This window comes from Nocardioides sp. T2.26MG-1 (assembly GCF_950101795.1).
Classification (GTDB): domain Bacteria; phylum Actinomycetota; class Actinomycetes; order Propionibacteriales; family Nocardioidaceae; genus Nocardioides.
The window spans coordinates 305,523-328,961 of sequence record NZ_CATNLZ010000012.1 but is presented as its reverse complement, the minus strand read 5'-3'; the positions used below and the strand labels follow the sequence as shown (position 1 = coordinate 328,961).

General features: G+C 72.4%; 27 protein-coding genes and 1 pseudogene. 17 read left to right on the top strand and 11 right to left on the bottom strand.

The window, feature by feature from the left end; translation table 11 throughout:
* Positions 1-250: 250 nt before the first annotated feature.
* Positions 251-1,150, bottom strand: coding sequence for a hypothetical protein (locus QQZ14_RS11390; protein ID WP_284534402.1), 900 nt, complete (start codon positions 1,148-1,150; stop codon positions 251-253).
* A gap of 23 nt (positions 1,151-1,173) precedes the next feature.
* On the opposite strand from QQZ14_RS11390, the gene QQZ14_RS11385 reads away from it, so the two are divergent.
* The 5 genes from QQZ14_RS11385 to QQZ14_RS11365 all read left to right on the top strand — a co-directional run bounded on the left by QQZ14_RS11385 (position 1,174) and on the right by QQZ14_RS11365 (position 4,910).
* Positions 1,174-1,560 (top strand): (deoxy)nucleoside triphosphate pyrophosphohydrolase, encoded by a 387-nt coding sequence (locus QQZ14_RS11385; protein ID WP_284534401.1) that lies wholly within the window; start codon positions 1,174-1,176, stop codon positions 1,558-1,560.
* A gap of 7 nt (positions 1,561-1,567) precedes the next feature.
* Entirely contained in the window at positions 1,568-1,837 is a 270-nt protein-coding gene (locus QQZ14_RS11380) for a hypothetical protein (RefSeq protein ID WP_284534400.1), read from the top strand.
* A 70-nt stretch (positions 1,838-1,907) separates the two neighbouring features.
* Positions 1,908-2,816, top strand: coding sequence for an N-acetyl-1-D-myo-inositol-2-amino-2-deoxy-alpha-D-glucopyranoside deacetylase (mshB, locus tag QQZ14_RS11375; RefSeq protein ID WP_284534399.1), 909 nt, complete (start codon positions 1,908-1,910; stop codon positions 2,814-2,816).
* A gap of 11 nt (positions 2,817-2,827) precedes the next feature.
* Positions 2,828-3,160 carry a hypothetical protein gene (locus QQZ14_RS11370; protein WP_284534398.1) on the top strand — a complete coding sequence of 111 codons (333 nt, stop codon included), beginning with the start codon at positions 2,828-2,830 and terminating at the stop codon, positions 3,158-3,160.
* Positions 3,161-3,170: 10 nt separating this feature from the next.
* Positions 3,171-4,910, top strand: coding sequence for a VanW family protein (locus QQZ14_RS11365; RefSeq protein WP_284534397.1), 1,740 nt, complete (start codon positions 3,171-3,173; stop codon positions 4,908-4,910).
* 261 nt (positions 4,911-5,171) lie between these two features.
* On the opposite strand, the gene aspS is transcribed toward QQZ14_RS11365, so the two are convergent.
* The gene (gene aspS, locus QQZ14_RS11360) at positions 5,172-6,479 is read right to left on the bottom strand and encodes an aspartate--tRNA(Asn) ligase (protein WP_284534396.1); all 1,308 of its coding nucleotides are present in this window, start codon (positions 6,477-6,479) and stop codon (positions 5,172-5,174) included.
* A gap of 216 nt (positions 6,480-6,695) precedes the next feature.
* On the opposite strand from aspS, the gene QQZ14_RS11355 reads away from it, so the two are divergent.
* A complete protein-coding gene (locus QQZ14_RS11355) occupies positions 6,696-7,673 on the top strand; it encodes a DUF389 domain-containing protein (protein ID WP_284534395.1) in 978 nt (325 codons plus the stop codon).
* Here the strand turns inward: QQZ14_RS11355 and QQZ14_RS11350 are convergent.
* Positions 7,643-8,629, bottom strand: a complete 987-nt coding sequence (locus QQZ14_RS11350; protein ID WP_284534394.1) for a GNAT family N-acetyltransferase — start codon at positions 8,627-8,629, stop codon at positions 7,643-7,645. The two genes, QQZ14_RS11355 and QQZ14_RS11350, sit on opposite strands and share 31 nt — an antisense overlap.
* A 172-nt stretch (positions 8,630-8,801) precedes the next feature.
* On the opposite strand from QQZ14_RS11350, the gene fdxA reads away from it, so the two are divergent.
* Entirely contained in the window at positions 8,802-9,128 is a 327-nt protein-coding gene (gene fdxA / locus QQZ14_RS11345; protein ID WP_284534393.1) for a ferredoxin, read from the top strand.
* Positions 9,129-9,146: 18 nt separating this feature from the next.
* Positions 9,147-10,301, top strand: a complete 1,155-nt coding sequence (dapC, locus tag QQZ14_RS11340) for a succinyldiaminopimelate transaminase (protein WP_284534392.1) — start codon at positions 9,147-9,149, stop codon at positions 10,299-10,301.
* Between the two features lie 33 nt (positions 10,302-10,334).
* Here the strand turns inward: dapC and QQZ14_RS11335 are convergent, their stop codons facing one another.
* Positions 10,335-11,216 (bottom strand): hypothetical protein, encoded by an 882-nt coding sequence (locus tag QQZ14_RS11335; RefSeq protein WP_284534391.1) that lies wholly within the window; start codon positions 11,214-11,216, stop codon positions 10,335-10,337.
* 80 nt (positions 11,217-11,296) lie between these two features.
* Here QQZ14_RS11335 and QQZ14_RS11330 point away from each other — a divergent pair, with 80 nt between their 5' ends.
* A complete protein-coding gene (locus tag QQZ14_RS11330; RefSeq protein ID WP_284534390.1) occupies positions 11,297-11,506 on the top strand; it encodes a type II toxin-antitoxin system VapB family antitoxin in 210 nt (69 codons plus the stop codon).
* Positions 11,503-11,919, top strand: coding sequence for a type II toxin-antitoxin system VapC family toxin (vapC, locus tag QQZ14_RS11325; RefSeq protein ID WP_284534389.1), 417 nt, complete (start codon positions 11,503-11,505; stop codon positions 11,917-11,919). The genes QQZ14_RS11330 and vapC overlap by 4 nt, the downstream gene beginning before the upstream one ends.
* A 44-nt stretch (positions 11,920-11,963) precedes the next feature.
* Here vapC and QQZ14_RS11320 read toward each other — a convergent pair.
* From QQZ14_RS11320 to QQZ14_RS11295, 6 genes and pseudogenes are all read right to left on the bottom strand, one after another.
* A pseudogene (locus QQZ14_RS11320) lies at positions 11,964-12,080 on the bottom strand (hypothetical protein); the annotation flags it as partial.
* A 52-nt stretch (positions 12,081-12,132) separates the two neighbouring features.
* Positions 12,133-12,297, bottom strand: coding sequence for a hypothetical protein (locus tag QQZ14_RS11315; protein WP_284534388.1), 165 nt, complete (start codon positions 12,295-12,297; stop codon positions 12,133-12,135).
* A gap of 41 nt (positions 12,298-12,338) precedes the next feature.
* On the bottom strand, positions 12,339-13,301 hold the full coding sequence (locus tag QQZ14_RS11310) for a hypothetical protein (RefSeq protein WP_284534387.1): 963 nt from the start codon (positions 13,299-13,301) through the stop codon (positions 12,339-12,341).
* 97 nt (positions 13,302-13,398) lie between these two features.
* Positions 13,399-14,367 (bottom strand): 2,3,4,5-tetrahydropyridine-2,6-dicarboxylate N-succinyltransferase, encoded by a 969-nt coding sequence (dapD, locus tag QQZ14_RS11305; RefSeq protein WP_284534386.1) that lies wholly within the window; start codon positions 14,365-14,367, stop codon positions 13,399-13,401.
* A 24-nt stretch (positions 14,368-14,391) separates the two neighbouring features.
* The gene (locus tag QQZ14_RS11300) at positions 14,392-14,478 is read right to left on the bottom strand and encodes a mycothiol transferase (protein WP_284534558.1); all 87 of its coding nucleotides are present in this window, start codon (positions 14,476-14,478) and stop codon (positions 14,392-14,394) included.
* A 25-nt stretch (positions 14,479-14,503) separates the two neighbouring features.
* Positions 14,504-15,028 carry a DinB family protein gene (locus QQZ14_RS11295; protein ID WP_284534385.1) on the bottom strand — a complete coding sequence of 175 codons (525 nt, stop codon included), beginning with the start codon at positions 15,026-15,028 and terminating at the stop codon, positions 14,504-14,506.
* 306 nt (positions 15,029-15,334) lie between these two features.
* Between QQZ14_RS11295 and ileS the strand changes: the two genes are divergently transcribed.
* Positions 15,335-18,547 (top strand): isoleucine--tRNA ligase, encoded by a 3,213-nt coding sequence (gene ileS, locus QQZ14_RS11290; protein ID WP_284534384.1) that lies wholly within the window; start codon positions 15,335-15,337, stop codon positions 18,545-18,547.
* A 98-nt stretch (positions 18,548-18,645) separates the two neighbouring features.
* On the opposite strand, the gene QQZ14_RS11285 is transcribed toward ileS, so the two are convergent.
* Positions 18,646-19,491: an LLM class F420-dependent oxidoreductase gene (locus tag QQZ14_RS11285; RefSeq protein WP_284534381.1), complete on the bottom strand. Its 846-nt coding sequence runs from the start codon at positions 19,489-19,491 to the stop codon at positions 18,646-18,648.
* 52 nt (positions 19,492-19,543) lie between these two features.
* Here QQZ14_RS11285 and QQZ14_RS11280 point away from each other — a divergent pair, with 52 nt between their 5' ends.
* The 6 genes from QQZ14_RS11280 to QQZ14_RS11255 are packed head-to-tail and all read left to right on the top strand — an operon-like array spanning position 19,544 to position 23,400.
* On the top strand, positions 19,544-20,014 hold the full coding sequence (locus QQZ14_RS11280) for an SRPBCC domain-containing protein (RefSeq protein ID WP_284534380.1): 471 nt from the start codon (positions 19,544-19,546) through the stop codon (positions 20,012-20,014).
* 13 nt (positions 20,015-20,027) lie between these two features.
* Positions 20,028-21,101 carry a succinyl-diaminopimelate desuccinylase gene (gene dapE / locus QQZ14_RS11275; RefSeq protein ID WP_284534557.1) on the top strand — a complete coding sequence of 358 codons (1,074 nt, stop codon included), beginning with the start codon at positions 20,028-20,030 and terminating at the stop codon, positions 21,099-21,101.
* Position 21,102: 1 nt separating this feature from the next.
* Positions 21,103-21,837, top strand: a complete 735-nt coding sequence (locus tag QQZ14_RS11270) for an LOG family protein (RefSeq protein WP_284534378.1) — start codon at positions 21,103-21,105, stop codon at positions 21,835-21,837.
* Entirely contained in the window at positions 21,837-22,169 is a 333-nt protein-coding gene (locus QQZ14_RS11265) for a DivIVA domain-containing protein (protein ID WP_284534376.1), read from the top strand. Before QQZ14_RS11270 ends, QQZ14_RS11265 begins: the two co-directional genes overlap by 1 nt.
* A gap of 15 nt (positions 22,170-22,184) precedes the next feature.
* Complete coding sequence (locus QQZ14_RS11260) at positions 22,185-22,613, top strand: hypothetical protein (protein ID WP_284534374.1); 429 nt, start codon at positions 22,185-22,187, stop codon at positions 22,611-22,613.
* Positions 22,614-22,644: 31 nt separating this feature from the next.
* On the top strand, positions 22,645-23,400 hold the full coding sequence (locus QQZ14_RS11255) for a M14 family zinc carboxypeptidase (RefSeq protein ID WP_284534371.1): 756 nt from the start codon (positions 22,645-22,647) through the stop codon (positions 23,398-23,400).
* Positions 23,401-23,439: the final 39 nt, after the last annotated feature.

The following is a 23,439-nucleotide window of genomic DNA, read 5'->3' as shown; positions in this document are numbered from 1 at the left end:
CGAAGCACCACATCTGAACCAAGTCGGGACACACAGACGCGGTCCGGGCCATTCTCTGTTTGCCGCTGCGCGAGAATGGTCCGGACCGCCTGTCTCACCCTAGGGCATACGGGCTCTTACGCCCGGCAACCAAGCGCCACCGTCACGGTGGCGCTTGTCGCATGTCTGGACCGTTGCGAGCGGTGGTTTCGAGGCTCCTCGCTGGCGCTCGTCGCACCTCAACCACCGGGGTGCTGGCGCTCGTCGCACCTCAACCACCGTGCGGCGAAGGCCTCCGCAGCGAGACGATCCAGCGCCGCCGCGGGTGCTCGGTGACCGTCCACAGCCGCCCGCCGTCGGGTGAGCAGGCAAGGTCCTCCGGGCCCATCGGCAGCGCCCAGCGGCGCTCCCGCAACCGTCCCGGGCGGCCCACCCACAGCGATCCAGGCGTCCATGGGCCGTGCGAGGCGGTCATCAGGTAGGTGTCGCCGACACGGACGATGCCCTGGGCGCGGACCACCTGGCCGTCGCCGAGCACGATCGGCCCGCCGTCCGCCGCGACGTGCGCGATGCGTCGGGTCTGGCGGCGGTTGCCGTACTCGCCGAGCACGAGCTCGCCGGGACGGTCCGGGACGGCGGAGACGAACGAGAACCGCAGCGGCTCGCCGTCGGCCTCGGTCGCGGACAGCCGGTGCCGCACCGGCAGCACGTAGCCGCCCTCGGTGCGCAGCACGTCGTCGGTGTCGCCGACCCAGAGGCCCGCCTTGGTTGCGGCGACGTGGAGCCGGGTGCCGGTCCAGGCGAGGCCGCCGGCGTGGATGCGCAGCGGCTCGAAGCCGTCCGCGGTCGGCCGCACCAGCATCACGTGGCGGTAGCGCCGGGCGCGCAGGTCCAGCACGCTGAGCCGCGAGCCACCGGACTTCGCATACCAGGTGACGCCCAGGACGTCCGGGTCCGGACCGGGGGAGACCCCCTGCGGCCACCACTCCGGGTCGCGGCGGTCGGCCGCGTCCCAGGTCCACGCTCGGTGCCGCGACAGGCAGGGCGCGACCGTACGCCGCAGCCGCCGGTCGAGGTCGCCCAGCACGGCACTGAGGCCGACGCGGCCGCCGTGCCGGCGCGCGAGCGCGTCGACCTCGGCCGTCAGGTCGTCGGTCCGGGCCAGGTGCATCTCGTCACGGTAGCGTCGGGCAGGTGGCGGAGGTCGTGGGCGCAGCGATCCTCCGCGACGGCCGGGTGCTCGCGGCCCGGCGTACGTTCCCGGCCGAGGCGGCCGGGCGGTGGGAGTTCCCCGGCGGCAAGGTCGAGGCAGGCGAGACGCCCGACGCCGCTCTGGTCCGCGAGATCGCCGAGGAGCTGGGCTGCACCATCGAGGTGGCGTCCTGGCTGCCCGAGCGGGTCGCGATCGGGCAGCGGCACGTGCTGAGCGTCGCCCTCGCCCGGCTCGTCGACGGCGAGCCGGAGCCGCAGCCGCACGAGCACGACGCCGTCCGCTGGCTCGGCGCAGACGAGCTCGACGAGGTCGACTGGCTCGACCCGGACCGCCCGTTCCTGGTGGGGCTGCGGGACGCCCTGGGATGATGGCGCCGTGCGCGGCATCTTCTTCGACGAGGACGACGCCCGGGCCGTGGTCGCGCGGCTCGTGGCCGACGGCTACGACGCCCAGGTCGAGCGGGAGCGCCTCGCCGGCGAGGACGACGACGAGGACCACCCCTGGGCGGTGCTGACCGACGCGCCGCCGTTCGTGCTGGAGGTGCTCGTGGACCGGTACGACGGGTGGCTCGACGCCGACGAGCCCGCGCCCGCCCCCGCGCCGCTCGACCTGCCGACCGAACCGCGGAAGATCAAGCGGCCCTGAGGGGTTGTGGTCTCGACAGGCTCGACCACCGAGAGCCTGCACTGTCCGCCGACCTCCCTAGGATCGCCACATGTCCGCTGACCAGCGCCTCCTGCTCGTGCACGCCCACCCCGACGACGAGTCGATCGGCCAGGGCGCGACGATGGCCAAGTACGCCGCCGAGGGCCGCGGCGTCACGCTGGTGACCTGCACCGGGGGCGAGATGGGCGAGATCCTCGTGCCCGAGCTCGAGCACCTCGCCGCCGACCAGGAGGACCGCCTCGGCGAGCACCGCCGCGGCGAGCTCGCGGAGGCGATGAAGGCGCTCGGCGTCACCGACCACCGCTACCTCGGCGGCTTCGGCACCTACCGCGACAGCGGCATGAAGTGGCACGACGACGGCCACGCGATCCCCGCCGACGACATCCACGAGAACGCCTTCTGGCACGCCGACCTCACCGAGGCGGCCGACCACCTCGTCGAGGTGATCCGCGAGGTGCGGCCCCAGGTGCTGGTCACCTACGACCAGTTCGGCGGCTACGGCCACCCCGACCACATCCAGGCCCACCGGGTCGCGACGTACGCCGCCGCGCTGGCCGCGGTCCCGACGTACCGCAAGGACCTCGGCGAGGGCTGGGACATCCCGAAGATCTACTGGGGCGCGATGTCCGAGAGCCGGATGCGCGCCGGCCTGCGCGCGCTGCGCGACGCGGGCGACACCACGAGCTTCGAGGGCATGGACCCCGACGGTCCGCTGCCCCACTTCGTCACCCCCGACGAGGACCTCGCCGCGGTCGTCGACGCGCAGGACTACGTCGACCAGAAGATGGCCGCGCTCAAGGCACACGCCACCCAGATCACCGCCGACGGGCCGTTCTTCGCGCTGTCCAACAACCTGGGCAGCGTCGCGTGGGGCGTGGAGTTCTTCCGGATCGCCAAGGGCACTCGCGGCGAGCTCAACGAGGACGGGCTCGAGACCGACCTGTTCGCCGGGCTCTGAGCCGGTCCGGGGTGCGGGTCCTGGCGGCCGTCGGCCTGCTCGCCGCCGGCGCGGCGACCGCGGTGGCCACGGTCGCGCTCCACGAGATCTCGTGGGGGATCGTCCTCGCCCTGGGTGCCACGGCCGTCGCGGTCGTCGCCCTCCCGCCCGGCTGGTGGTCGCGGCTGGCGTTCGTCGCCGGCTGGGACGCGATGGTCGCCTGGCTGACGTTCCCGCGGCCCGAGGGCGACTACCTGATCAGCCAGGACCTTCCGGGGTACACCGTCCTGGGGGCGGCCCTGGTGCTGTTGATCGTGGGCATCGCCACGCTGCCGCGTCCCGCCCGCCGTGAGACCGACTCCTAGGATGACGCCCGTGAAGAAGCCGAAGCCCGAGCCCGCCCGTGAGAAGGAGGGCGGCAAGGTCGTCCTCCTCGTGCTGGCCGGGCTGGTGGTGCTCTTCGCCGGTGCGTACGTCGCGGTCTACCTCGCCGCCGGCGACAAGGTGCCGCGGGGCACGACGGTCGCGGGCGTCGAGGTCGGCGGGCGCACACCGGACGCCGCCGAGAAGGCGCTGCGGGCCGGGCTGGCCGACCGGGTGGACCGACCGATCGCCGTCACCGTCGACGGAGAGCGCAGCACGGTCGACCCCGGCGAGGCCGGGCTGAGCGTCGACTACGCGGCGTCGGTGGCCGACGCCGGCGGCGAGCGGAGCTGGAGCCCCGGGCGGCTGTGGGACTACTGGACCGGCGGCGACGACCTCGACGCGGTCGTGGACGTCGACGACACGGCGTTCGCCACCGCCCTCGACTCCCTCTCCGAGGAGGTCGGCACCACGCCGGTGGACGGCGACGTGCGGTTCCGCGACGGCAAGATCGTCACCACCGATCCGGCCCCGGGCGAGGAGCTCGACCGCGACGTGGCCGAGCAGGCGATCACGGCGGCGTACACCGCCGACAAGGCCGCCGACGTCGAGCTGAGCCTGCGCAAGGCCGAGCCGGACATCGATGACGCCGACCTGCAGGCGGCGCTCGACGACTTCGCCAACCCGGCGATGTCCGGCCCGGTGACGCTGGTCTTCGGCGACTCGCCGGTGCGGCTCGACCCGGCGGAGTTCGGGGCGGTGCTCGGCATGCGTCCGGAGAACGGCGAGCTGGTGCCGAGCCTCCACGAGAAGGCTCTGATCAAGCTCGTCGACGCCGGCATCAGCGACGACGGCGCCCCGGTCGACGCGACCGTCGAGCTGGTCGGCGGCAAGCCGAAGGTGATCCCGGCCAAGCCCGGCGTCACCTACGAGCCCGCGGACGTCAGCGACGCGTTCCTCGAGCTGGTCACCCGCCAGGGCGGCGACCGGGAGATGAAGGTCGAGTCGACCGTCGCCGAGCCCGACTTCACCACCGCGGACGCCAAGGCACTGAAGATCCGCGAGCGGGTCTCGACGTTCACGACGTACTACCCCTACGCGGAGTACCGCAACATCAACATCGGCCGCGCCGCCGAGCTCGTCGACGGCACCGTGCTCAAGCCGGGCGACGTGTTCTCGCTCAACGACACCGTCGGCGAGCGCACCCGCGAGAACGGCTTCACCGAGGGCTTCATCATCAGCGACGGCATCTTCAAGGAGGACCTCGGCGGCGGCGTCTCCCAGATGGCGACCACCACGTTCAACGCGATGTTCTTCGCCGGGCTCAAGGACATCGAGCACAAGCCGCACTCGTTCTACATCGACCGCTATCCCGTGGGCCGGGAGGCGACCGTGGCCTGGGGCGCGGTCGACCTGCGGTTCCAGAACGACACGCCGTACGGCGTCCTGATCCACGCCACCGTCCAGCCCGCCACGCCCTCGTCGCAGGGCGTGGTCACGGTGTCGATGTGGTCCACGAAGTACTGGGACATCACCACCTCCACCTCCGACCGCTACAACTACCGGCCGCCGAAGACCCGCACGCTGTCGGCCCCCGACTGCTATCCCAACACCGGGTACGCCGGGTTCGACGTCGACGTGACCCGCACCTTCAAGCGCCACGGCGAGGACGCGGTCGACCACGTCGAAAAGTTCCACACGGCCTACACGCCCTCGGACACGGTGGTCTGCAAGGAGCCGAAGAAGAACTGAGGCCACGCCGTCCGCTGCGGTGGTTTCGAGGCTCGTCGCGAGCGCTCCTCGCACCTCAACCACCGGACGCGCGCCCGGAGCCGGCGTTCCTCGCGGCCGGGCCGCGCACCACCAACGTCACCATCCAGGACTCCTGCCCGGCCGACCTGGCCGAGCACGTCCTCATCCCGATGAGCCGGACCGCGATCGCCTGGACGCTCAACGCGCTCACGCGACCGGGCCCGGCCGACCCGGCGTTCCGCCCGACCTGTCAGCCCGCCGTCACGGGGTGAGCCGGGTCAGGTCGCGCGGGAACAGCGTGACCTCGCGGATGTTCGCGACCCCGGCCAGCCGCGCCGTCCACCGCTCCAGGCCGATCGCGAACCCGCCGTGCGGCGGCATGCCGTGCTCGAAGGCCTGGAGGTACGGCGCGTACGCCGCCGGGTCCTCGCCGCGGGCGCGGATCGCGGCGTCGTACTCCGACGGCCGGTGCAGGCGCTGCCCGCCGGTGACGAGCTCGAGCCCGCGGAACAGCAGGTCGAAGCTGTTGGACCACGTCGACCGACCCGTCGGTCGAGGAGGCGCGCCGGCGCCGTCTCGCGACCAGGGGTGGGTGTAGAACGGCCGCTTCGCCATCGGGTAGCCCTCGACGGCGACGAAGTCGCTGCCGTGCTCGGCCAGCGCCCACGCGCCGATCGCCCGCTCGTGCTCGGGCGCCAGGTCGGGCTCGTCCTCGGGAGCGCCGACCAGCGCGAGCGCGTCGCGGAAGTGGATCACCGGGATCTCCTCGGGCACCACCGGCACGTCCGCGCCCGAGCGCTCCACGGCGGCGCCCGCGTGCTCGTGCACCGCCTCGACCATCCCGGCCAGCACGTCCCGCAGCACTGCGAGCACGTCGCGGTGGTCGCGGACGAAGCCGAGCTCGACGTCGAGCGAGACGTACTCCGCCAGGTGCCGCACGGTGTCGTGCGGCTCGGCCCGGAACACCGGCCCGACCTCGTAGACCCGCTCGAACACCCCGACCAACTGCTGCTTGTAGAACTGCGGGCTCTGGGCGAGGTACGCCGGCCGCCCGAAGTAGTCGACCTCGAACACGTTCGCGCCCGACTCGGTCGCCGACGCCACGAACTTCGGCGTCTGGATCTCGGTGAAGCCGGCCGCGTCGAGCGTCGCGCGGAAGCCCCGCACCGACGCCGCGGCGAGCTCCCACCGGGCCCGCTGCCGCGGGTGCCGCCAGGTGACCGGCGCGTGGTCGAGCAGCGTCGGCAGCGAGACGTCGAGTCCGGGGCGCCACAGCTCGACCGGCGGGGTGGCGGCCGGCTCGGTGAGCGCGGTGATCACCGGCTCGGTCACCTCGACGCCGCCCGGCGCCTGCGCGTTGGCGGTCGCGACGCCGACCACCTCGACGGTGGTCTCCTCGGGCGGCACGGCGGACCCGTCGCGGACCACGACCTGGGCCAGGCCGCTGCGGTCGCGGACGACCAGGAACGTCAGCGCCGCCATCTCGCGGCGGCGGTGGACCCAGCCCTGCAGCCGGACGGTCTCACCCGGGGTGGCGCTGGACAGGTCGGAACAGAGTGTGCGTTGCACGATTGCCTCCAGTAGCGGTGAAGCCCTGGAGGTGTGGGCGGGGGCAAGGTCGCGGTGCCACCACACCTTCGCCGAACAGTTCGTCCGGCCTCTCGTCGGTACGCCGATCCGCGCGGGACCGGCTGTCACGAGGGTTGTCAGGCCTCACCGATCCACCCCGATCGTAGGTCGGCACGCCGCCGGATCGCCAACCCGTTCCCGCCGTACGCTCGGGCCGTGCTGGTCCACCTCCGCCTGACCGTGCCGACCGAGCTCTCCGACCCGGTCCGCGCGCTGCTCCTCGAGCACGCGTGCACCACCAACATCACGCTGGCCGAGGGCGCCTGCCTGCAGCCCGCGGGCGACCTCGTCGAGTGCGACGTGGCCCGCGAGCAGGCCGGCGCGCTGCTGCGGCGGCTCGAGGACCTCGGCCTCGCCGCGGCCGGCGGCATCGTGGTCACCACCCCGACCGGCACGCCGTTCGACGAGGCCCGCCGGCTCGAGGCCGCCGCACCGGGGCACCCCGACGACGCGGTGATCTGGGAGTCGGTCCAGGCGCAGGCGGAGGCGGGCGCGGTGCCGACGGTGTCCTACCTGGTCTTCCTGGTGATCGCGGTCTCGCTGGCCTCGATCGCGGTGATCACCGACTCCGCCGTGCTCGTCGTCGGGGCGATGGTCGTGGGGCCGGAGTTCAGCGCGATCGCCGCAGCGTGCGCGGGCATTGTGCTCGGCCACTGGAGCCTGGTCGGCCGCAGCCTGCGGCTGCTGGTGCTGTCGTTCGTGTTCGCGATCGCCGCGGTCACCGCCCTCGCCCTGCTCGCGCGCTGGGGTGGGGCGATCACCGTCGAGGACGTCACCCGTGCGCGCCCCAACACCGGGTTCATCTGGCACCCCGACCTGTGGTCGTTCGTGGTCGCGCTGCTGGCCGGCGCCGCCGGCGCGCTCGCCCTGGCGATCGAGAAGACCGCCACGATGGTCGGCGTCTTCATCAGCGTCACCACCGTGCCCGCGGCCGGCAACCTCGCGCTCGGGCTGGCGTTCGGCGAGCGCGGCGAGATCGCCGGGTCGCTCGAGCAGCTCGGCGCGAACATCGGCTGCATGATCCTCTCCGGCACCCTGCTCCTGGCGTTCGTGCGCGTCGCGTGGCCGTGGGTGACCGCGCGCAGCGAGCGGCTGCTCGGGGCTCAGCCGGCGGGGAAGGCCGGCGCGAGGTAGCGGTAGGCGTGGTGGGTGGTGAACCCCAGCCGCTCGTAGAGCCCCAGCGCCGGCGCGTTGTCGCCGAGCACCTGGAGGTACGCCGTGGTCGCACCCCGCTCGGCGCCCCACTCCAGCAGCGCCGCCATCACCGCGACGGCCAGGCCCTGACGCCGGTGCTCCGGCGCGACCTCGATGCTCCGGAAGCCCACCCAGTCGCGGTCGTACGCCGCCACCCCGCTCGCGACGTCGCCGATCCGGACGGTCACCAGGTCGCCGGCCTCGTCGTACTCAGCCGGTGGTCGAGGAGCGAGCCTCGAAACCACCGCGCGCCGCGCTTGCGCCACCCCGCACACCTGGAAGAGCGTGTCGGCGTCGGTGCTCTCCGGCTCCCACCCGTGCCCGCGGAACAGCTCGTCCTCGGCCGAGCCCGGCAGCACCGCGGCGATCGGGCGGCCGGTGCGGCCGGCGTAGAACTCGAGGACCTGCTCGTAGGCGCCTTCGACGCCCGCCGGCCCCATCGCCAGCACGGAGTTGGCGCGCCGGGCCGTGGAGGTGGGGGAGTGGCGCAGCACCCAGTCGCCCAGCGGCCGGGTCTCGAGGTCCGGCCAGAGCGCCAGCGCCCGCACCTGCGCCTCCTGGGGCGTGGCCCGCAGCCGGGGCGAGGGCCGGGGCGGGATCGGCTTGCCGGAGACGATGTCGGCGACCGCGATCACCATCGGCTCGCCGGTCTCGGGCTGCACGACGCAGGTGCCGTCGGCCCAGGACGTGCAGATGCCCAGCACGTCGGAGAACGCCGGACCGCCCGTCGGACCGGTCTGGCCGCGCAGGACCCGGCGTACGACCACCCGCTTGCCCACGACATGCGGGCCCAGGGTGTGTGACCCCATCGGGTGCTGAGGTGTCGTCGGTGCGCCCCCGGCCTGCTGCGCGTCGCCCTGCGGGCGCCTCGCTGCGTTGTCGTCAGTCGTCGACACTCCGTGTCGCCTCCCTCCTCCGCCTTGCGAGGCGCTCCGCCGGGCGACGCTCGCGACGGCCCTGGACGCACCGACGACACCTGCCCACATACTGAGGGTCTGCCTCGTCGACCACGGTCCGGATACTAGGCTGTGGCCGAGCTCTCTCCCCGCTATGCCCCAGGAGGAACCGGTGACCTACGTCATCTCCCAGCCGTGTGTCGACGTGAAGGACCGGGCGTGTGTCGACGAGTGCCCTGTCGACTGCATCTACGAGGGCAAGCGGATGCTCTACATCCACCCCGACGAGTGCGTGGACTGCGGCGCCTGCGAGCCGGTGTGCCCGGTCGAGGCGATCTTCTACGAGGACGACACCCCGGAGCAGTGGAAGGGCTACTACGACGCCAACGTCCACTTCTTCGACGACCTCGGCTCGCCCGGCGGCGCGGCGAAGATGGGTGAGATCGACCACGACCACCCGATGATCGCCGAGCTCCCGCCGCAGAACCAGGAGAGCTGAGCCAGCACGTTGGTTGAGGTGCGAGCGAGCGCTAGTCCTGAGGCGCGAGCGGAGCGAGCCTCGAAGGGAGCCTCGAAACCATCGGTCTCGGCCCGTCTCCCCGACTTCCCCTGGGACCACCTGGTCCCGTACGCCGACCGCGCCCGCGCGCACCCGGACGGCATCGTCGACCTCTCGGTCGGCACCCCGGTCGACCCGACCCCGGAGGTCGTGCAGGAGGCGCTGCGCGGCGCCGCGGACTCGCCGGGCTACCCGCTGACGGTCGGCCGGGCCGACCTGCGGGAGGCCTGCCTGGACTGGCTGGCGCGCCGGCACGGCGTGACCGTGCTGGACAGTCTCGACACGGTGCTGCCGGTGATCGGCACCAAGGAGCTGATCGCCTCGATGGCCCTGCACCTGGGCATCGGCCCGGGTGACCTCATCGTCTACCCCGAGCTCGCCTACCCGACGTACGAGGTCGGGGCGGCGCTCGCCGGCGCCCGCGCGGTCGCGACCGACTCGCTGACCTCGCTCGGCCCGGAGACGCCGGCCCTGCTGTGGCTCAACTCGCCGTCGAACCCGACCGGCCGGGTGCTGCCGCCCGAGCACCTGAAGAAGGTCGTCGACTGGTGCCGCGAGCGCGGCACGATCCTGGTCTCCGACGAGTGCTACCTGGAGTGCGCCTGGCAGGACCGCCCGGTCTCGGTGCTGCACCCGAAGGTCTCCGGCGGGTCCGCCGGGGGCATCCTCGCGGTGCACTCGCTGTCCAAGCGCTCCAACCTCGCGGGCTACCGGTGCGGCTTCGTGGCCGGCGACACTGCCTTGATCCGTGAGCTGCTCGCGGTGCGCAAGAACCTCGGGCTGATGATGCCGGGGCCCCAGCAGGTCGCGATGAGGGTCGCGCTCGACGACGACGCCCACGCGCTCGACCAGCACGCCCGCTACGCCGCCCGCCGGGCCAGGCTGCGCGACGCGCTGCTCGGCGCGGGCTTCACCATCGACCACTCCGAGGCCTCGCTCTACCTGTGGTGTACGCGCGACGAGGACTGCTGGGACACCGGCGCGTGGCTGGCCGACCGCGGCATCCTGGTCGCCCCCGGCGCGTTCTACGGACGCGCCGGCTCGCGCCACGTGCGGGTGGCGTTCACCGCCACCGACGAACGGGTGGATGCCGCCGTCGCCCGGCTGGCGTAGCCAAACCGGCAAAGGCCGTCCCGCTCCAGCGACTCACGCTGCCGACGGATGGTGCGCCGCGGCTTTCGCCAGTTCGGCTACGCGGGTGAGCACCGATCGCACGTAGCCGGCGTCGAACATCACGTCCTCCCACGCGAACCGCAGCACCCACCACCCGTCGGCGACCAGCAGGTTGTAGCGCCGGGCGTCCCGAGCCAGCGCCTGCCGGTCGCTGTGCCAGGTGAACGAGTCTGCCTCGAGCGCGACGTGGAGATCCGTGTCGACGAGGTCGGGGCGGCACCAGGGCGTGACGCTGGTGATGAGCACCTGCGGTTGCACGTTGAGACCAGGCACCTGGTTGGCGATCGCGCGGAGGCAGGACTCGAACGGGTTGGCGGCCTCGGCCCGAGCGTCCCGCGCCACCCGACGCACGCGCGCCGCGCCGCGTCCGCGCGCCAGCGCGACCGCCTGGCGCAGTGCTTGCCGGTCGCCGGCGCGGAGGGCGGAGTCGGCGACGGCGAGCGCCTCGTCGTAGGGCAGGGATCGCAGACACTGCAGCAGGGTGATGACCTTCCCGGTCGCGATGTCTCCGACCACGTCGGCCGGATCGAGGTCGACGTAGTGGATCTGCACCGGTCCCCAGCCGTTGCGGGGCGGTTTGCGCGCGCGAGGGACGGCGATGTGCGGCTCGTTCGGGACGGTCTTGACCGCCCATCCGTGGTGGAGTGCCGCACTCGTGAGGCTCAGCACTCCCGACCGTGTGTGCGCTGCCGTGACCGCCTCGTCGGCCGTCGGCAAGGCGTAGCGGCCACGGGCCGGGACCAGGATCGAGCCGGCCTCCACGGCGCGGTCCACCTCGAGGCGGGAGGTGGCCTTGACCAGGACCGCGCGGGTGGCCACGCCACCCAGTTCGCGCAGCACCTCGGTCACGTCCACGGTGGCAGTCTGCCTGGATCGGCGCCCGCCGCCCGCCGCTCATCCACAGCCCGCCGGCCGCCGAGGTGTATCGTTGGTGTATGGCGCGCACCAACATCGACATCGACGAGGCCCTCGTCACCGAGGTGATGCGCCGCTTCCGTCTCAAGACCAAGCGCGAGGCCGTCGACTTCGCACTGCGCCGCGCAGCCGGGTCGACCGCGACCAGCGAGGGCCTGCTCAGCCTGGAGGGGCTCGGCTGGGACGGCGATCTCGACGAGTTGCGCTCGGACGGGTCGGCCAGCTGGTGATCCTGGTCGACACGTCGGTGTGGATCGAGCACCTGCGGCGCACGCACAGCAGCGCCCACGTGCAGTTCCGTGAGCTGGTGACGACCCGCCCGGCGGAGGTCGCCACGTGTGAGCCGATCGTGATGGAGCTGCTCGCAGGTCCGACCGATCCGTTCGTGGTGCGGCGGATCGAGGACCAGCTCGGCACCCTCGACGACCTGCCTGTCGACATCACGCGGGACTTCCGGAGTGCAGCGGCACTGGCCCGCGCCGTACGACGCAGCGGTCACACCGTGCGTTCGCTGACCGACTGTTTGATCGCGGCGGTCGCGCTGCGCCATGACACCGCCGTCTGGCACTGCGACGAGGACTACGTGCGGATCGCGGCCGTCACGGACCTGCGACAGCGTGACCTGCGCACAGCGGCGCCCTGATCCCAGACGTCGAAGCGCGACGATCCGCCGCTCATCCACAGCGGTCAGCGGTGGCGGATCCTTTCGACGGACACGTACCGGTCGTGGCCGCCCCAGCCGGTGCCGGTGTCCCAGCCGGGTCCGCCGTTGAGGATGTCGTCCTGGTCGCCACCCATGATGCGGTCGTCGCCGCCCGGCCGGGTCCGCCGTCCAGCACCTGGCCGTCGGCGGGGGTCACCTCGTCGCTGATCTGGTCGCCCTGGGGTCCCCGGTCAGGGTGTCGTCCCCGCTCGTGCCCTGGATGGTCGGCGCGGTGCACGGTCCGGCGGCGGCGACCGGTGAGCCGAGGACCGCGACCGAGCCGGCGAGGAGTACGACCGCCACGTAGCGCGAGAGCACGAGCCCACGGTAGCCGCGTCGGGCGCCGGCGGCGGCAGGGATCAGTCGAAGACGTCGACGTGCACGTGGTCGCGGTGCTCGAGGATCGCCCGGTCGCCGGAGCGCTCGGGCGGGTCGTAGTCGCGCCAGCCCTCGTCCGAGGAGGAGCCGGAGGTCCAGATCCGGTCGTCGAAGATCACGTGCTGGATGCCGAGCCGGTCGGCCATCGCGACGAGGTACTGCGCGATCGCCCAGCCGCGGACCTTGTTGTCCGCGTTCACCGGGCGCACGAAGATGTCGACCGCGCGGCCCTCGTAGTGGGCGGAGCCCTCCATGTGCCCGGTCGTGACGCCGCCCGGCTCGAAGCCGCCGAGGGGCGGGTCGCCGAACATCTCGCCGACCTCGCGGCGTACGACGTCGGCCCGGTGGGTCAGCCCGGAGGCCTTCAGCCGGTCGCTCTCCGGCTCCGGCGCGTCCCCGATCCGGCAGCTGAACGCGTGCTTGGAGTTGCCGGTCAGCGCCGAGGCGAGCACCCGGGCGTCGGCCTCGTGGTCGGCGTACGCCTCGGGGAAGCCCGAGCGCTGCACCTCCTGGGCCGCGACCGTGACGCGCATCGACTCGTAGTCGCCGATCTTCTCCAGCGCGTCGTAGAAGGCGTTGGTGGCGTAGAACGGGTCGAGCACCTGCTCCTCGCTGCCCCAGCCCATCGACGGCCGCTGCTGGAACAGCCCGAGGGAGTCGCGGTCGCCGGACTCGACGTTGTAGAGCTTGGACTCCTGGTACGCCGTGGCCAGCGCGATCGTCGCGGCCCGGGCGGGCAGCCCGCGGCCCACCGACACCGCGGTGATCAGTGCGGCGTTCTCGGCCTGCTCCGGGGTCAGGCTGACCGTGCGGCCGTTGACCGTGGCGGTGCACTCGTCGGCCTGCAGCAGCGGCGCGACGTGGTCGAGCACGCCGTACCCCACCGCGGCGGCCACGCCGACGGCGGCGACCCCCAGCAGCGCGACGCCCGTGCGCGTCCTCATGCCGTGCCCCTCTCAGCCCCCATGTGCCCAGTGTCGGGGGTCGGGTGAAACCGCTGGTGAGCCAGCCGGTGAGTCAGCCGGTGAGCCAGCCGGTGAGTCAGTTGGCGTGCAGCGCGGCGTTGAGCTCGATGCGGCCGCTCTTCCACGGCACCGCCTCGATCGCCCCGGTCACCGAGTTGCGGCGGAACAGCACGTTGCTGGCGCCGGAGAGCTCGCGCGCCTTGACGACCTTCGGCCCGATGCCGTCGACGGCGTCGACGAGCGTCACCTTGGTGCCGGCGGTGACGTAGCAGCCGGCCTCGACGACGCAGTCGTCGCCGAGCGAGATGCCGAGGCCGGCGTTGGCGCCCAGCAGGCAGCGCCGGCCGATGGAGACGACCTCCTTGCCGCCGCCGGACAGGGTGCCCATGATCGAGGCGCCGCCGCCGACGTCGGAGCCGTCGCCGACGACGACCCCCGCGGAGACGCGGCCCTCGACCATGCTCGCGCCGAGGGTGCCGGCGTTGTAGTTGACGAAGCCCTCGTGCATGACCGTGGTGCCCTCGGCCAGGTGGGCGCCGAGCCGCACCCGGTCGCCGTCGGCGATGCGCACGCCGGTCGGCAGCACGTAGTCGACCATCCGGGGGAACTTGTCGACGCCGAAGACCGTGACGTGCCGGCCGTTGGCGCGCAGCCGCGCCCGGGTCGCCTCGAAGCCCTCGACCGGGCACGGGCCGGAGTTGGTCCACACGACGTTGGTGAGCAGCCCGAAGATGCCGTCCAGGTTCACCGAGTGGGGTACGACGAGCCGCCACGACAGCAGGTGCAGCCGCAGCCACACGTCCTCGGTCGTCGCCGGCGGGGCCTGCAGGTCCGGGATCTCCACCAGCAGCACGTCGCGGGTGACCGCCCGGTCCTTGTCGCTGCCCTGCAGCGCGCTCAGCTCCGAGGGGGTCACGGCGTCCCCCGGCACCGCGCCCAGCGCCGGGGAGGGGAACCACACGTCGAGGACGGTGCCCTGGGCGTCGATGGTGGCGAGGCCGAAGCCCCAGGCCTGTCGGGGGGCGGAGGTGGGAGTCGCGGTCACGGCGTACACCCTAGGCCGCCGGCCTCACTCGCCCGTGCGACCGTCCACGGCCTCGCGCAGCAGGTCCATGTGGCCGAGGTGGCGGGCGTACTCCTTGAGGACGTGCAGCATCACGTCGCAAGCTCGCCGGCGTCGGTCACTGTCCGGTGCGCCCGTCGATGCACTCGCGCAGCAGGTCGGCATGGCCGCAGTGCCGGGCGTACTCCTCGACCAGGTGGACGGCGATGTCGCGGAGCTCGGTGGGCTCCCCGTGAGCGGGGATCTCGCGGCCCCAGTCCTCCTGGGCGGCCAGCCACGCGTCGGCGTCGGCGACCTCGCGCCGCCACGACTCCCAGGCGTCGGCGACGACGGCGTCGTCGGCGACGGCCCCGTCGAAGTCGAGGTCGGGCTGCTCCTCGGTCCAGTAGAGCCTCGGCAGCTCCGTGTGCTCCTGCATGATCCGCCGGTTCCAGCTGTGCTCCACCCGGGCCAGGTGCCGGACCAGCCCCAGCAGCGACATCGTCGACGGCGGTACGGCGCGTCGGGCCAGCTGCTCGGCGTCCAGGCCCTCGCACTTCATCTCGAAGGTGATCCGATAGTTGCGCAGGTAGGTCAGCACCGTGTCGCGTTCGCCGTGGGTGGGCCGGTAGTCGCGGCGGTCGGTCTGCTCGGTCTCGCTCATGGGACCACTCGACCAGCATGGTCCGGGCCCCGCAAGCGGAATCAGGCGAGAGCGGTGCACTGAATCCGATTCGCGGGGCACCCGCGCGGCGCCGTACGCTGTGCCCACAGGCGTTCGAGCCGTCATCAGCGGCGAGCCTCCGGAAGAACGGCGCTGTCCCACGGTCGGGGAGCGCTCAGTAGAACCGGACGGGTAGGCCCGTCACAGCCGTGAACGAGTGGCTCCTTGGTCAGCAGGGGGCAAGTGAGGTGGTACCGCGGCACACGTCGTCCTCACGTGACGACGACGCAGCGGAGGAAATCGCCCATGACGTACCCCAAGGTCTCGACGGCCGGCACCGACGCCGTCCCGTCCTCCCCGCGGTTCCCCGCGATCGAGGAGCGGGTGCTGGCGTACTGGAAGGCCGACGACACCTTCCAGGCGAGCATCGACCAGCGCGACCCGGGTGAGAACGGCGCGAACGAGTTCGTCTTCTACGACGGCCCGCCGTTCGCCAACGGCCTGCCGCACTACGGCCACCTGCTCACCGGCTACGTCAAGGACCTGATCCCGCGCTACCAGACCATGCGCGGCAAGCGCGTCGAGCGGCGCTTCGGCTGGGACACCCACGGCCTGCCCGCCGAGCTCGAGGCGATGCGGCTCAAGGGCATCAAGACCACCGACGAGATCCACGAGCTCGGCATCGAGGTGTTCAACGAGGCCTGTCGCTCCTCGGTGCTGATGTACACCGACGAGTGGCGCGAGTACGTCACCCGCCAGGCGCGCTGGGTCGACTTCGAGCACGACTACAAGACGATGAACCCCGACTACATGGAGTCGGTCATCTGGGCCTTCAAGCAGCTCTACGACAAGGGCTGGATCTACGAGGGCTTCCGGGTGCTGCCCTACTGCTGGAACGACGAGACCCCGCTGTCCAACCACGAGCTGCGGATGGACGACGACGTCTACCAGGTGCGGCAGGACCCCGCGGTCACGGTCGGCTACGAGGTGAGCACTCCCGGCGAGTTCCAGGGCGTCAAGCTGCTCGTCTGGACGACGACCCCGTGGACGCTGCCGAGCAACCTCGCCGTGATGGTCGGCGAGGACATCGAGTACGTCGTGGTCGCCGTCGACGGCGTGCGCTACCTGCTGGCCGACGCGCGGCTGTCGGCGTACGCCCGCGAGCTCGGTGAGGCGCCGGAGGTCGTGTGGCGCGGGCCGGGCTCGGAGCTGGTCGGGCTGACCTACACCCCGCCGTTCTCCTACTACCTGGGCCACGAGAACGCCTTCCGCGTCGTGCCGGCCGAGTTCGTCACCACCACCGACGGCACCGGGCTGGTGCACACCGCCGGCGCCTTCGGTGAGGACGACAAGATCGTCACCGACCGCGAGAACATCGAGGCGGTGATGCCGGTCGGCAAGGACGGCCGCTTCACGTTCCCGGTCGTCGAGTACGAAGGCATGCTGGTCTTCGACGCCAACCTGCAGGTGATCGACCACCTCAAGGCGGCGACCACCGGCGCGGGTGAGACGGGGTCGGTGACCCCCGGCACGGTGCTGCTGCGCCGCGAGACCTACGACCACAGCTACCCGCACTGCTGGCGCTGCCGCGAGCCCCTGATCTACAAGGGCGTCTCGTCGTGGTTCGTCGAGGTGACCGCGTTCAAGCAGCGGATGCTCGAGCTCAACCAGCAGATCAACTGGGTGCCCGACCACATCCAGGACGGCCAGTTCGGCAAGTGGCTGGAGAACGCCCGCGACTGGTCGATCACCCGCAACCGCTTCTGGGGCTCCCCGGTGCCGGTGTGGAAGAGCGACGACCCGACGTACCCCCGCATCGACGTCTACGGCTCCTTCGAGGAGATCGAGCGCGACTTCGGCACGCTCCCGCGCAACCGCGACGGCGAGCCCGACCTGCACCGGCCCTACGTCGACGACCTGGTCCGACCCAACCCCGACGACCCGACCGGCACGTCGATGATGCGCCGCGTCTCCGACGTCCTCGACGTGTGGTTCGACTCGGGCTCGATGAGCTTCGCCCAGGTCCACGTGCCCTTCGAGAACAGCGAGTGGTTCGAGCACCACTTCCCGGCGGACTTCATCGTCGAGTACATCGGCCAGACGCGCGGCTGGTTCTACACGCTGCACATCCTCGCCTCGGCGATCTTCGACAAGCCGGCGTTCGAGAACTGCATCAGCCACGGCATCGTGCTCGGCTCCGACGGCAACAAGATGTCGAAGTCGCTGCGCAACTACCCCGACGTGCGCGAGGTCTTCGACCGCGACGGCGCGGACGCGATGCGCTGGTTCCTGATGTCGAGCCCGATCCTGCGCGGCGGCAACCTGGTCGTCACCGAGCAGGGCATCCGCGACTCGGTGCGCCAGGTGCTGATCCCGCTGTGGAACAGCTGGTACTTCTTCCAGCTCTACGCCAACGCCGCCCAGGATCCAGCGGGCGGCGGTCAGGGGTACGACGCGCAGCGGCGCACCGACTCCGCGCATCCGATGGACCGCTACATCCTCGCCAAGCTGCGCGACTTCGTCGCCGAGATGACCGGGTCGCTCGACGCGTACGCCGTGGCCGACGCGTGCGACGCGACGCGGTCGTTCCTCGACGTGCTGACGAACTGGTACATCCGCCGGTCCCGGGACCGCTTCTGGGAGGGCGACGCGCACGGCTTCGACACGCTGTACACGGTGCTCGAGGTCGTCTGCCGGGCGACCGCGCCGCTGATGCCGCTCGCCACCGAGGAGGTCTGGCGCGGGCTGACCGGCGGCCGCTCGGTGCACCTGGCCGACTGGCCGCTGGCCGAGGAGCTGCCGGCTGACGAGGCGCTCGTCGCCGCGATGGACCAGGTCCGCGAGGTCTGCTCGGCCACCTCGGCGCTGCGCAAGGCCGCCAACCTGCGCAACCGGCTGCCGCTGTCGCGGCTGACCGTGGTCGTCGACGACCCGGCCGCGCTGGGCGGGTTCGAGGCGATCGTCCGCGACGAGGTCAACGTCAAGGAGGTCCGGCTGCTCGCGGCGGAGTCGCCCGAGGCCTCGGCGTACGGCGTGGAGCAGCGGCTGACCGTCAACGCCCGTGCCGCCGGCCCACGCCTGGGCAAGGACGTCCAGGCGGCGATCAAGGGCTCGAAGTCCGGCGACTGGTCGGTGGCCGAGGACGGCACCGTGACCTCCGGCGGCCTGGTGCTGGCCGACGGGGAGTACACCCTCGAGACCGTCGCCGGCTCGTCCGACGACGCCAGCGCCACCGGCGTGCTGCGCAGCGGCGGGTTCGTCGTCCTCGACACCGAGGTGACGCCCGAGCTGGCGGCCGAGGGCCTGGCCCGCGACCTGGTGCGCGCGGTCCAGCAGGCCCGCCGCGACGCCGGCCTCGACGTCTCCGACCGGATCGCGCTCACCATCGGCGGCTCCGAGGAGGTGCAGGCCGCGGCCCGCACCCACGAGCAGCTGATCGCGGGCGAGACCCTCGCGACGTCGTACGAGGTCGTGTCGGCCGACGGCCCCGAGCCGGTCGTCACGGTCACCAGGGCGTAGGTGGTTTCGAGGCTCGCTTCGCTCGCACCTCAACCACCGACGCGGTGGTTGAGGTGCGAGGAGCGCTAGCGACGAGCCTCGAAACCACCCGACCCACGTCAGCCGAGGCCGAGGCGCCCGGCGAGGCGGTCGAGGGAGGCGAGCACCTCGTCGGGGGCCTTGTCGGGGACGCCCCAGATCAGCTCGGTGGCGCCCGCCTCGGCCCAGGCCATCAGGTCCTCGGGGTCGGGCTTGAACGCGATCAGGATCCGGACCTCGGGGGCGCCGTCGCGGCCGGCATCGGCCCAGGCCTTCGTGAGCGCCTCGATGTTCGCGGAGATGTCGGCCTGGGTGGGGGTGGTCATCCAGCCGTCGGCGTTCTCGGCGATCCAGCGGAACGTCTTGGGGCCGCCGCCGGCGCCGATCACCAGCGGGATGTGCCGGGCCGGCTTGGGGTAGGCCCAGGACGGCCCGAACGAGACGAACTCCCCGTCGTACGACGCCTCCTCCTGGGTCCACAGCGCGCGCATGGCCTCGACGTACTCCTTGAGGACCGTACGGCGGCGGGCGGCGGGGACGTGGTGGTCCGCGAGCTCGTCGGTGTTCCAGCCGAACCCGGCGCCGATGTCGACCCGGCCGCCGGAGAGGTGGTCGAGCGTGGCGATCTGCTTGGCCAGCGTGATCGGGTCGGACTCGACCGGCAGCGCGACCGCGGTGGAGAGCCGGATCCGCGAGGTGACCGCGGCGACCGTCGCCAGCGAGACCCAGGGGTCGAGCGTGCGCAGGTAGCGGTCGTCGGGCAGCGACTCGTCGCCGGTGCCGGGGTGCGCGGCCTCGCGCCTGACCGGGATGTGGGTGTGCTCGGGCACGTAGAACGTGTCGAAGCCCCGCTCCTCCGCGGCCGCGCCGAGCGCGGCCGGGGTGATCCCGCGGTCGGAGGTGAACAGGACGAGTCCGTTGCGCATGCGCCCACACTAGAACGTGTTCTAGTGTGGGCGGAAGTCTAGGGTCGGAGCCATGTACTCGACGACCGCGAGCATCGTCGTCCACGCCGACCGCGAGACGGTCTTCCGGGCGCTGCTCGACCCGGCCGCGGTGGCGGCCTGGCGGGTGCCGGACGGGATGCGCGGCACCGTGCACGAGCTCGACCCGCGGGTCGGCGGGCGGATCCGGGTCTCGCTGACGTACGACGACCCCGCGGCCGCCGGCAAGACCGAGGGCGCGACCGACACCTACGCCGGGGTGTTCACCGAGCTGGTGCCCGGGGAGCGCGTGGTCGAGGTGGTGGAGTTCGAGGACGCCGCCCCCGAGCTCGCGGGCCCGATCACCACGACCACCACACTCCGCGACGTCGGGGACGCCGGGGACGGCAGCGGCGGCACCGAGGTGTCGATGCGCCTGGACGGCGTCCCGGACGCGGTGCCGCCCGCGGACAACGAGACCGGCACCCGGATGGCGCTGACCAAGCTCGCCCGGCTGGTTGGATAGACCCGTGACAGGGATCCAGCTCGACCTCACGACCGACGCCGTCACGCTCACCCAGCAGCTGGTCGACATCGAGTCGGTCAGCCGCGACGAGCAGGCGATCGCCGACGCGGTCGAGACCGCGCTCACGGCGTACGACCACCTCACGGTGAGCCGGCACGGCAACACCGTCGTCGCGCGCACCGACCTCGGCCGCGGCGAGCGGGTCGTGATCGCCGGCCACCTCGACACGGTGCCGGTCAACGACAACCTGCCCGCCCGCTACGAGCGCCGGCCCGACGGCGACCTGCTCCACGGCCTCGGCACCTGCGACATGAAGGGCGGCGACGCGGTGATCCTCCGGCTCGCCGCGACCCTGCCCGAGCCGGACCGCGACGTCACCTACCTGCTCTACGACGCCGAGGAGATCGAGGCCGAGCACAACGGCCTCAACCGGCTCTCGCGCACCCACCCCGAGCTGATGACCGGCGACTTCGCGATCCTCATGGAGCCCTCCAACGGCGGCGTCGAGGCCGGCTGCCAGGGCACGCTCCGCGTCGACGTGCGGACCACCGGCGAGCGCGCCCACTCCGCACGCAGCTGGCGCGGCGTCAACGCGATCCACCGAGCGACCGAGGTGCTCCGCAGGCTCAACGAGTACGACGCCAGGCGGCCGGTCATCGACGGCCTGGAGTACCACGAGGGGCTCAACGCGGTGGCGATCAGCGGCGGCGTCGCCGGCAACGTGGTGCCCGACGAGTGCGTCGTCGCGGTCAACTACCGGTTCGCCCCGGACCGCTCCGAGGCGGAGGCCGAGGCGTTCGTGCGGGAGTTCTTCACCGGCTTCGACGTCACGCTCACCGACTCCGCCCCGGGCGCGCTCCCGGGGCTGGACCGGCCGGCGGCCAAGGCGTTCGTCGAGGCGGTCGGCGGCGAGGTCAACCCCAAGTTCGGCTGGACCGACGTCGCCCGGTTCACCGCCCTCGGCGTCCCGGCCGTGAACTACGGGCCGGGTGACCCGCTGTTCGCCCACAAGCAGGACGAGCACGTGCCCGTCGAGCAGATCCGGCGCTGCGAGGACCGGCTCCGCAACTGGCTGGGAGGCCGCTGACATGGTGCGCTCCAAGTCCAAGGGCCCGATCCTCCAGCGCCGCGACCAGGTCGAGGCCGGCACCACCGACCAGCGGCTGCTCGACACCCGCGGGCCGAGCGACTGGGTGCACACCGACCCGTGGCGGGTGCTGCGCATCCAGGCCGAGTTCGTCGAGGGCTTCGGCGCGCTGGCCGAGCTCGGGCCGGCGGTGTCCGTGTTCGGCTCCGCGCGCACGCCCGCCGACCACCCGGCGTACGCGCTCGGGGAGCAGGTCGGCCGCAAGCTCGCGGACGCGGGCTTCGCGGTGATCACCGGCGGCGGCCCCGGCGTGATGGAGGCCGTCAACAAGGGCGCGAGCGAGGCCGGCGGGATCAGCGTCGGTCTCGGGATCGAGCTGCCGTGGGAGGCCGAGCTCAACTCCTGGGTCGACGTCGGCATCAACTTCCGCTACTTCTTCGCGCGCAAGACGATGTTCGTGAAGTACTCCCAGGGCTACCTCGCCCTGCCCGGCGGCCTCGGCACCCTCGACGAGCTGTTCGAGGCGATGACGCTGGTGCAGACGCAGAAGATCACGTCGTTCCCGATCGTGCTGCTCGGCGTCGCGGAGTGGAGCGGCCTGCTGGAGTGGATGGGCGGCACCATGGTCGCCGACGGCCGCATCAAGCAGGCCGACCTCGACTCGCTGCTGGTCACCGACGACGTCGACGAGGCCGTCGCCAGGATGGTGGCCGCACGGGAGGGCGAGCAGCCGTGATGTGGTTCTTCGCGGTGCTGATCGTGCTGGCGCTGGGCGGGATCGCCGTGGTGGCGGCCGGCCGGGGCGCGCCGCTCGCCGACGTGTACGACGACCGCCCGGACGCCGGCGTGCCCGCGGAGGGCCCGCTGCGGGCCGACGACCTGCGCCGGGTGCGGTTCCCGCTCGCGCTCCGGGGCTACCGGATGTCGGAGGTCGACGCGCTCCTCGACCGGCTCGCGACCCAGCTGCAGGACCGCGACGACGTCGCCGACGGCCGGTCCGGGACCGCTGCTCCGATGGATGAACCGCCGGCGTCTGCCGCGGGTCGTGGCGACGAACCCACCGCGTAGGGCACACTTCGCACCGTGTCGACCGAGGAGATCGTCGTCTACATCCTCACCGCGCTGGCGGCGGTCGTGATCGTGCTGACCCGCCTCCGGCTCGGCAGCGAGGATGGTGGTGCCGGGCGTCTGCAGACGTCCCGCGCCGTCCTGCACGTGCACACCGTGGCCGGGATCCTGGCCCTCGCGACCTGGGTGGTGTTCCTCATCGCCGGCGAGGACACCGCGCTCGGCGGGGACCTGGTCGGGATCGTGGCGCTCGCGCTGTGGTGGGTCGTCGTCGGCGCCGGCCTGCTGATCCTGGTGCGCTGGTTGCCGAGCCACGGCAAGCACGCCTCGGACGGCAGCGAGGACAGCTGGTCCGAGGGGCCCGGCCTCTCGATCCTCGCGCACGTCGGCATGCTCGTCGGCGTCTGCGTGTTCACGTGGGCCTACCTGTACGCGAAGGTCTGAGCCGGCCGGTGGCTCGGTAGGGTCGAGGACCATGCGCCTCGGCTCCCTCCTCGTCACCGCCGTCACCACAGGCCTGCTCGCCGGCCTGCTCGCCGGCGTCCCCGCGCCGTCGTACGCCGTGCGTGCGCCCGTCGACCGGCCCGCCGTGGTCGAGACTCGGGTGATCGGGCACTCCGTGCAGGGCCGGCCGATCAAGGCCTTCCGGCTGGGGGAGCGCGGCGGGCCGAAGGTGCTGCTGATCTCGACCATGCACGGCAACGAGGGGCACACCCGGCGGATCCTCGAGTCGCTGCGCGACGGGCGGCAGATCCACGGGCTGAACCTGTGGGTGCTGCCGGTCTACAACCCCGACGGCCTGGCCCGACACACCCGCAAGAACGCGCGCGGCGTCGACCTCAACCGCAACTTCCCCTACCGCTGGGCCGACCTCGACGGCACCTACGAGTCCGGCCCGCGGCCCGGGTCCGAGCCCGAGACCCGCGCGGCGATGCGGTTCCTGAAGGCGATCCGGCCGCACTGGATCATCAGCTTCCACCAGCCGCTGCACGGCGTCGACACCGACACCAAGAGCCAGCGGTTCTCGCGGCGGGTCGCGGACAAGCTCAACCTGCCGCGCAAGTCCTTCACCTGCGGCGGCGTGTGCCACGGCACCATGACGAGCTGGTTCAACCACCGGTTCCGGGGCTCGGCGCTCACCGCGGAGTACGGCGCGCACCCGCCGCGGCGGCTGATGCGGTCGATCGCGCCTCGTCAGGTGCTGTCGATCTGGGGCGCGCGGCGCCAGTAGCTGCGGCCGCCGAGCGACTGGGTCTCGACGCGGCCGTCA